Consider the following 7,285-nt stretch of genomic DNA (forward strand, 5'->3'; position numbering starts at 1 on the left):
GATATGGACCCATTCATCGATGCCGGCGTACTTTTGCCGCTAGATGAAATTATGGATACTTGGAAAGATATTTTGCCGCCACAGTCGTTAGGTGGATATAAAGTAAACGGTAAGCAGTATGCCGTTCCAACCAAGATGACATTTGTAGATATTATCTATTACCACAAGGATATGTTAGCTAAAGTAGGCTACAATGAATTTCCTAAAACGTATGCCGACTTCCTTGATCTGGTGAAAAAGCTTAAAGCTTCAGGGGTTACGCCGATGGGAATTGGCAATAAGAATCGTTGGCCGCTTCAATCCACCGTGATGTCCGCCGTCGAGGATCGTATCGCAGGTACGGATTTCTTAACGAAGGTAAAACAAGGACAAGCCAAATTTACGGATGCTGACTATGTAAAAGCGCTTGGCATTTTCGATGAGTTGACGAAGCTCGATGCCTTTAACGCTGATTTGAACACTATGGATGAAGTGCAAGTGCAAGATTACTTCCTGCAGAAGAAAGCGGCTATGACCATGACCAGCTCGACCATTGACACGAAGTTCCGTGTCAGCAACGCAGAGGGCGGCGCTAATATTGGTATCGCATTGTTCCCGTCCATTGACGGTGGAAAAGGAACAGCAGGCAAAAGTGCGGGAGTTGTCCAATACGGTATCGGATTAAGCAAGGAATTAACGGGTGCTAAGAAAGAAGCGGCGTACAAATTCCTGAAATATTTCTACTCTCCTGAGCTGTACCAAAGCTTGATGAGTAAAGGAATCGTTGTGCCAGCGAAAGTTGAAATGCCAGCGGACACTAGTAAATATTTGAAAGAAATGCTGGAGTTGACGAAATCGGGCGATGCGCTTGTTTTTGACAGTGTAATGCCGGCGGCAGTCAAAGATTCAATCGAGAATGGGCTGCAAGCCATTACGATGAAACAGAAAACACCAGAGCAAATTGCCAAAGAAATGCAAGATGTCATGGATAAAGTGAAAAAATAATCGGTTAGCTAGCGCAAGCTCGAAGCTAACGATTTGAAAGGGTGACGGAGATGAAAGCTTCCATTGGCGCATTTTCCTTCTATCAGCTTTTAAGTCAAAACGAAATGAATATATACGGTTATCTAGAGACGGTGAAATACCGGTATAGATTGGACGCTGTAGATCTTTGGAACGGCTTTTTCGTAAACCGAGAGGTTCCCATCTGGGAGCTTCCGGATAACGATGAGTTGCTGAAGATCAAACGCAATCTGGATGATAGACAATTAACGGTTGCGAATATAGCGGTGGACCGCGCTCACTTATGGGATGCTGATCCAGATACCAGGCAGCAGTTGTACCGGAATGCGCTTGCTCATTTGAAAGCGGCGAAATTGCTTGGTGCGCAGACGGTTCGAATTGATGCGAATCGTGGTCCTGGTGAAGTGACGGAGGAGCAGTTCGAATACACGGTTCGTACTTATCAGGAATTAGGACAGCAAGCGGCCGATTACGGATTTACTGTGGGGCCAGAAAACCATACAGGTATTTCGCTGGATCCGCATTGGATGAAGCGCGTGGCAGAAGCGGTGGATCATCCAGGGTATGGTATTTTACTCCATATCGATCGCTGGATAGAAGGTAATCAAGGCAATGAGATCGTTGCTCCCTGGGTGAACCACGTACATTTGGACAAACGAACGATCCATTCGGAGAATACAGAATCAACGATTAAGTTTCTGAGTGAGTTTGGTTATCGAGGGTATTGGGCAGTTGAATATAATGCATTGTCCAATCCTTATATCGAGATAGAGTGGGCGCTAGCAGCTGCGAAACGATTACTTGCATCTGCTTGCCCGAACAATGGATAGGTGATCTGGAGGCGTGCATGATGGCATATGCCAAGATTAGAATTGGTGTTATCGGAACAGGGATTATCGGGAAGGCTCACTTGGATCAGTATGCCGAAATAGAGGGCGCCGAGGTTGTAGCTCTGTGTGATATTAATGAACAGGAAGCCCGCCGGGTTGCGGATAAATACGGAGTTGCTCATGTTTATACTGATTATAAAGACCTATTGGCGCGAGAAGATATTGATGCGGTGGATGTATGTCTACATAACAACTTTCATGCGCCACTAACGATTGCTGCTCTGCAGGCGGGTAAACATGTATACTGCGAGAAACCGATCGCAGGCTCCTATTATGACGGCAAAGCGATGGTTGATGCAGCTAAGGAGTATGGCAAGAAACTTCACATTCAACTTAGCACGCTTTATAAAAAAGAAACAAAGGCCGCCAAAGCGCTGATTGATGGCGGTCAGCTGGGCAAATTGTTCCACGCTCGGTCGAATGGCTTCAGGCGGCGCGGTAGACCTTTTGTTGATGGATTTGGTACCGCCTATTTCACGAAAAAAGCAAGTGCAGGCGGGGGAGCTCTGCTGGATATGGGCGTCTATCATATCGCACAAATGCTCTACTTGCTTGGTGAAACCGAAGTGGAACGCGTAACTGGGAAGCTCATTCAAGAGATGGAGATGGATGAGGCTAGGCGAGCCGAAAGTGGATTTGATGTGGAAGAGTTGGCGCTTGGGTTCGTCACCMTCCGTAATGGACTCTCGCTAGACATTTTTGAAGCTTGGGCCGTTAATCTTGGAGGCGTTGAGGGGAGCAGCATTATTGGTTCCAAAGGCGGTATTCGGCTCCCGTCCTACCATTCCGGCGAGATGACTTCCGATATCAGCTTTCACACGACGGTAGCCGACATCGATCTGGACAGCAAGATTGATCTGAACCGTATGGATGTTCGTTGGCACAGAATGAGAGATAACGAAGATGCCTATGATTCATCGCAGAAGCACTGGATCGCTGCTCTACAGGGGCGTGTAGAACTATTGCCGACGGCTGATATAGCACTTGCGACGATGCTGATTAGCGAAGGTTTATATTTATCCGATTCGCTCGGACGGGAAACGACGGCTGCCGAGATTATCGCGGCCTCACGCTCGCTGTCCATACCATTGTAAGAGAGGCAACAAGCCGTTCTTCGGCAGCCAAAGAGGCGGAGCCTGCCCAGTCTCCGTCTTCTTGGCATCTCTCAACTTATCATCTAGCGCATAAGGAGGGCCATTTATGCATGTAACGAGGCGGATGGGATTGGCAATATTTATCGGCATGCTGCCAGCCTTGATTATTTATATCGGGATCGCGATGATTCCAATCTTAATGTCATTTTATTACTCATTTTTCGACTGGAACGGTTTATCTCACATGTCTTTTGTAGGTTTGGACAACTATATCTCCGTCTTGAAAGACGGGATCTTCTGGAAGGGTGTACAGAACAACCTGTTTATGATGGTTAGCGGGATTGTGGGGCAGCTGCCAGTTGGATTGTTTTTTGCCTTGCTTTTGAACCGATCGATCCGTGGACTTAAAGTTTACCGTTCCGTACTGTTTCTGCCAGTCATTATCTCAGCGGTTATCGTCTCCCTCATCYGGAATATGGTCTACGGTACGGAATCGGGCCTGATGAATAACATGCTCGGACTCTTCGGCTTGGAGAGTTTGAAACAGAACTGGCTGGGCTCCCCGCGTTGGGGCATGCTGTCGGTAAGCGTCACGTACTTATGGCAAAATTACGGCTTCTATATGGTCATTTTCTTGGCTGGTTTGCAAAATATATCCGAAGAAGTAAGAGAAGCGGCAGTCATGGACGGCGCTACAGGTTGGAGGCGGTTCTGGTTCATCACCCTCCCAATGCTGAAAGAAACGATCTGGGTAACGCTGATCTTCTCCATTAGCAACAGCTTCCGGGTTTTCGATTTAATCTATGTAATGACAGCTGGAGGACCAGCTCATAATACAGAAGTGATGACCATCTATATGTACACGCAAGCTTTCAACAACAGTGCATTCGGACTGGGAAGCGCAGTTTCTATACTTATACTACTTTTTAGCCTATTAGCCATATATGCAGCCAAATTAGTCACTCGAAGAAACGGCTGATCCGTGCATGTAGAGAAAGGAGGAGCTATGCAAACATCTTTAGGGAAAAAAACTTTTATTCATCTAATCCTGGCCATTCTAAGCGTTATTAACATCATCCCGATTGTTTGGATGGTCGTCAGCTCATTTAAGTCAGAGGAAGATTATGCAACGAATCCGTTAGGTTTGCCCAAGCTTTGGCAAGTCAGCAATTATACAAGCGCTTGGAAAGTTGCGCATTTAGGCACGTACTTCTGGAACAGTGTCATTGTAACCGTTGGTGCAATCGTATTAACAGTGCTGCTTGGTGCGCTCACCTCCTACTTTCTATCCAGATTTCACTTTCGTTTACGCGGATGGCTCTATGGTTTGTTCATTATTGGCATGACCATCCCAATTCACGCTACGTTAGTGCCGATTTTTATTATCATGAAAAATGTAGGCCTGTTGAATTCCCAYCTGTCTCTGGTGCTTCCTTACACGGCCTTCCATCTCTCGATTACCATCTTCATCCTGGTTGGCTTCATGCAGGCGTTCCCTAAAGATATTGAGGAATCTGCGGTTATGGATGGAGCTGGCCTCTATAAAATATTCTGGTCGATTATCCTTCCGATGACTCGTCCTGCGCTGGCGACGGTTATTATTATCAACTTTATTTATAACTGGAATGAGTTTTTATTCGCACTTGTTTTGATCAATAAAGCGGCTCTCAAAACGCTTCCGTTAGGATTGGCTAATTTCGCCGGCACAGAAACACGGTTCCAGACACTTCAGATGGCTGCCTTATCGATGGCACTTATTCCGCTTGTTGGATTCTATTTGGCCATGGAGAAGCAGTTAGTGCAAGGGATGACAGCTGGCGCTGTTAAAGGGTGATGCAAGTGACTCTCTGAGCACTCGCAACTTTTCCCGAGTAATTCTACATCCTTTTAGGTAGGTTGACCCCGTTTTATAGTAAAATGAGGAATTATACCGATGAAGGGGATGGAACTCGATGAGACTTCACAGATATCCTTTCTTGCACTTTAGTTTAAGAACAAAGTCGATCGCTATCTTCATTTTTTTGGTGACACTCCCATCCCTTTTGATAGGAAATGTCATTCTGAGCCGTTATGATGCTATTTTGCGGCAGCAGTTCATTGATGCCATGGAAAAGAACTTGAATACCATTGAACTGAATTTATCTGAAAAAATAAAGGCTATTGAAGATTTATCGGACTATATGATTTATCAAGAGAACTTTCGAAGGTTTATGGAGACACCAACCACGCCAGACAATATGGTGCAAATGAACAAGGATCAGACGACAATCGAAGGTTATATTGCCTTTCAAATCATGTCCAAGAGATATATTAAATCGATTTCCCTCGAAGGTGTAGGAGGCAATCAACTCCAAATGGGCGAACCTGTCAAAGGGTTGGAGCAATCGTGGACAGACTTTGCCCAGGCGAGAAGAGGCGGGGTAGTATGGACGGATTCCTATCAACTGGAGAGCGGTTGGACGGGGAATAAGCGCGTTGTCTCCATGTTTCGCGTCATCAATTCCTTTGATAACACTTCACGCCCGGTAGGCAAAGTTATTGTTCGCTTGGATGAGTCGGAAATCACTGACTTACTGATGTCGGCTGTTCCTGAGGATCAGGGATCCATCTTTATTGTGCGGCCTGGGGGTAGTGTCGTTTTGCATCCAAATCAGAACCTGATCGGACACCCCTACCCAAGCGATGCACTTCTAAGCCAATTCAGTGGGGGGCTTTCCAAAAGGGTCTCTTCCTTGAAGGAAGGCGGGGCTTCCTACGTTGTATTCAGTCAGCCCATGAAGTCGACGGGCTGGTTTATCGTAGCCATGATTAAGGATCAAACCATCGTTCAAAAAACGGAAGCGATCAAAGCCTCGCTCAAATTTTTGATCCTGATTATTCTCATTTTTGGATTAATAGCCTTGATTGGGTTCGAATTCGCGATGATTCGCCCGATGCTGGAGCTGAGTAAACAAACCTCTAAGCTCAAAAAAGGTGATTTCTCGGTGCAAGTGAAAGTCCGATCTCGTGACGAAGTAGGGGAACTTGGTCGGCAGTTTAACAACATGGTTATGACGATCAAGGAGCTGATTGATAAAAAGTATAAATTGGAGATTCGGCAGAAGGAATCAGAGCTTAGAATTTTGCAAAGTCAAATGGACCCTCATTTTCTATATAATACGCTGGATATGATCCGCTGGACGGCAAGGTTGGAGAAAGCAGCTGAGACGAGCCAATTGATTGAAACATTGTCGAAGTTTTTTCGAATGGGGCAGAATAGCGGCAAGCGATACACGACAATGCCTGAGGAATTGGATTTTGTTCGTGCTTACCTGAACTTGCAGCAGAAGCGAATGGGCAGCAAACTGCAATTCACCGTGCATATGGAGGAAGAGTTGAGTCATGCCGTTCTCTTGAAGAAAATCATTCAGCCGTTGGTGGAGAACAGCATCAAGCATGGTTTTAAGCGCGGAGGCGGCCGTGTAGATGTTCACTGCTATAGGACAGAGCAGGATGTGCTGATAGATGTTAGGGATTCTGGCGTAGGTTTTGCCGAAGACAAGCTTGAGGTCATCCGTCAGGTTCTGCAAGATCGAACCGGCGACGAGGGTATCATGAACCATGCGATCTGCAACATTCATGAGCGAATAACACTTGAATACGGCGATGGTTATGGCATCGAGCTTCCTTCGGAACCATCGCAATCTGGAGCTTGCGTAAGGATTAGACTTCCATTTCAAACGAGTGCTCAGGAGGAGAAACGATGACCATCAAAATGCTGATTGTAGATGATGAGCCCATTATTTGCCAAGGATTGCGCCATACCATTTCCTGGGAGTCGATTGGTGTTGAGGTTGTCGGAGAAGCCTATGATGGAATAGAAGCGCTTGCATTCCTGGATTATTGTCCTGTGGACGTCGTGTTGACGGATGTGAACATGGAGGGAATGGACGGACTTGAGCTTGCCAAGGAACTGAAGAAACGCTTCCCTCAGTCACGTGTCATCATTGTTAGTGGTTATGATCATTTTGAATACGCTCGGCAGGCTTTGCGACTAGGTATCGAAGATTACTTGCTTAAACCGGTAAATATCGATGAGTTGATGAGTATGGTGTTGCGTATCGGTGAAGAGATCATGCAAGAACGGAAGCTTATGGGGGAGCAAGAAGTAGAACGGACGCGTAAATGGCTGATGGGGCAGCTGCAACAAAGAGTAGTCGATCAAAATGACGATTATGTGCCTTTGATGATGACGAGCGGCTCGTGCAATTGTTGGATGATCGCGACGCAGCTCTCCGACTATGCGGAGTGGACCCATCG

7 protein-coding genes are annotated in these 7,285 nt (G+C 46.2%); all 7 read left to right on the plus strand.

All coding sequences use genetic code 11. From position 1 onward, the window contains the following. Positions 1 to 984, plus strand: a 984-nt coding sequence (locus tag AC1DUA_RS15540) for an extracellular solute-binding protein (protein WP_477500632.1), incomplete at its 5' end; no start/stop codon positions are given. A 50-nt stretch (positions 985 to 1,034) separates the two neighbouring features. Further along, a complete protein-coding gene (locus AC1DUA_RS15545) occupies positions 1,035 to 1,832 on the plus strand; it encodes a sugar phosphate isomerase/epimerase family protein (RefSeq protein WP_477500633.1) in 798 nt (265 codons plus the stop codon). A gap of 17 nt (positions 1,833 to 1,849) precedes the next feature. Next, the gene (locus AC1DUA_RS15550) at positions 1,850 to 2,986 is read left to right on the plus strand and encodes a Gfo/Idh/MocA family protein (RefSeq protein ID WP_477500634.1); all 1,137 of its coding nucleotides are present in this window, start codon (positions 1,850 to 1,852) and stop codon (positions 2,984 to 2,986) included. Between the two features lie 106 nt (positions 2,987 to 3,092). Next, on the plus strand, positions 3,093 to 3,965 hold the full coding sequence (locus AC1DUA_RS15555) for a carbohydrate ABC transporter permease (RefSeq protein ID WP_477500635.1): 873 nt from the start codon (positions 3,093 to 3,095) through the stop codon (positions 3,963 to 3,965). Positions 3,966 to 3,992: 27 nt separating this feature from the next. Beyond that, positions 3,993 to 4,820, plus strand: a complete 828-nt coding sequence (locus AC1DUA_RS15560; RefSeq protein ID WP_477500636.1) for a carbohydrate ABC transporter permease — start codon at positions 3,993 to 3,995, stop codon at positions 4,818 to 4,820. A 118-nt stretch (positions 4,821 to 4,938) separates the two neighbouring features. Next, positions 4,939 to 6,732: a cache domain-containing sensor histidine kinase gene (locus AC1DUA_RS15565; RefSeq protein WP_477500637.1), complete on the plus strand. Its 1,794-nt coding sequence runs from the start codon at positions 4,939 to 4,941 to the stop codon at positions 6,730 to 6,732. Next, positions 6,729 to 7,285, plus strand: a 557-nt coding sequence (locus AC1DUA_RS15570) for a response regulator (protein WP_477500638.1), incomplete at its 3' end; no start/stop codon positions are given. The genes AC1DUA_RS15565 and AC1DUA_RS15570, both read left to right, overlap by 4 nt.

The sequence above is a fragment of the Paenibacillus sp. 01T422 genome (assembly GCF_056398785.1).

What these genes read in the sequence shown, in the direction of transcription:
- AC1DUA_RS15545 (WP_477500633.1), top strand. Translation starts at nt 1,035, where the DNA reads ATGAAAGCTTCCATTGGCGCATTTTCCTTCTATCAGCTTTTAAGTCAA.
- AC1DUA_RS15565 (WP_477500637.1), top strand. Translation starts at nt 4,939, where the DNA reads ATGAGACTTCACAGATATCCTTTCTTGCACTTTAGTTTAAGAACAAAG.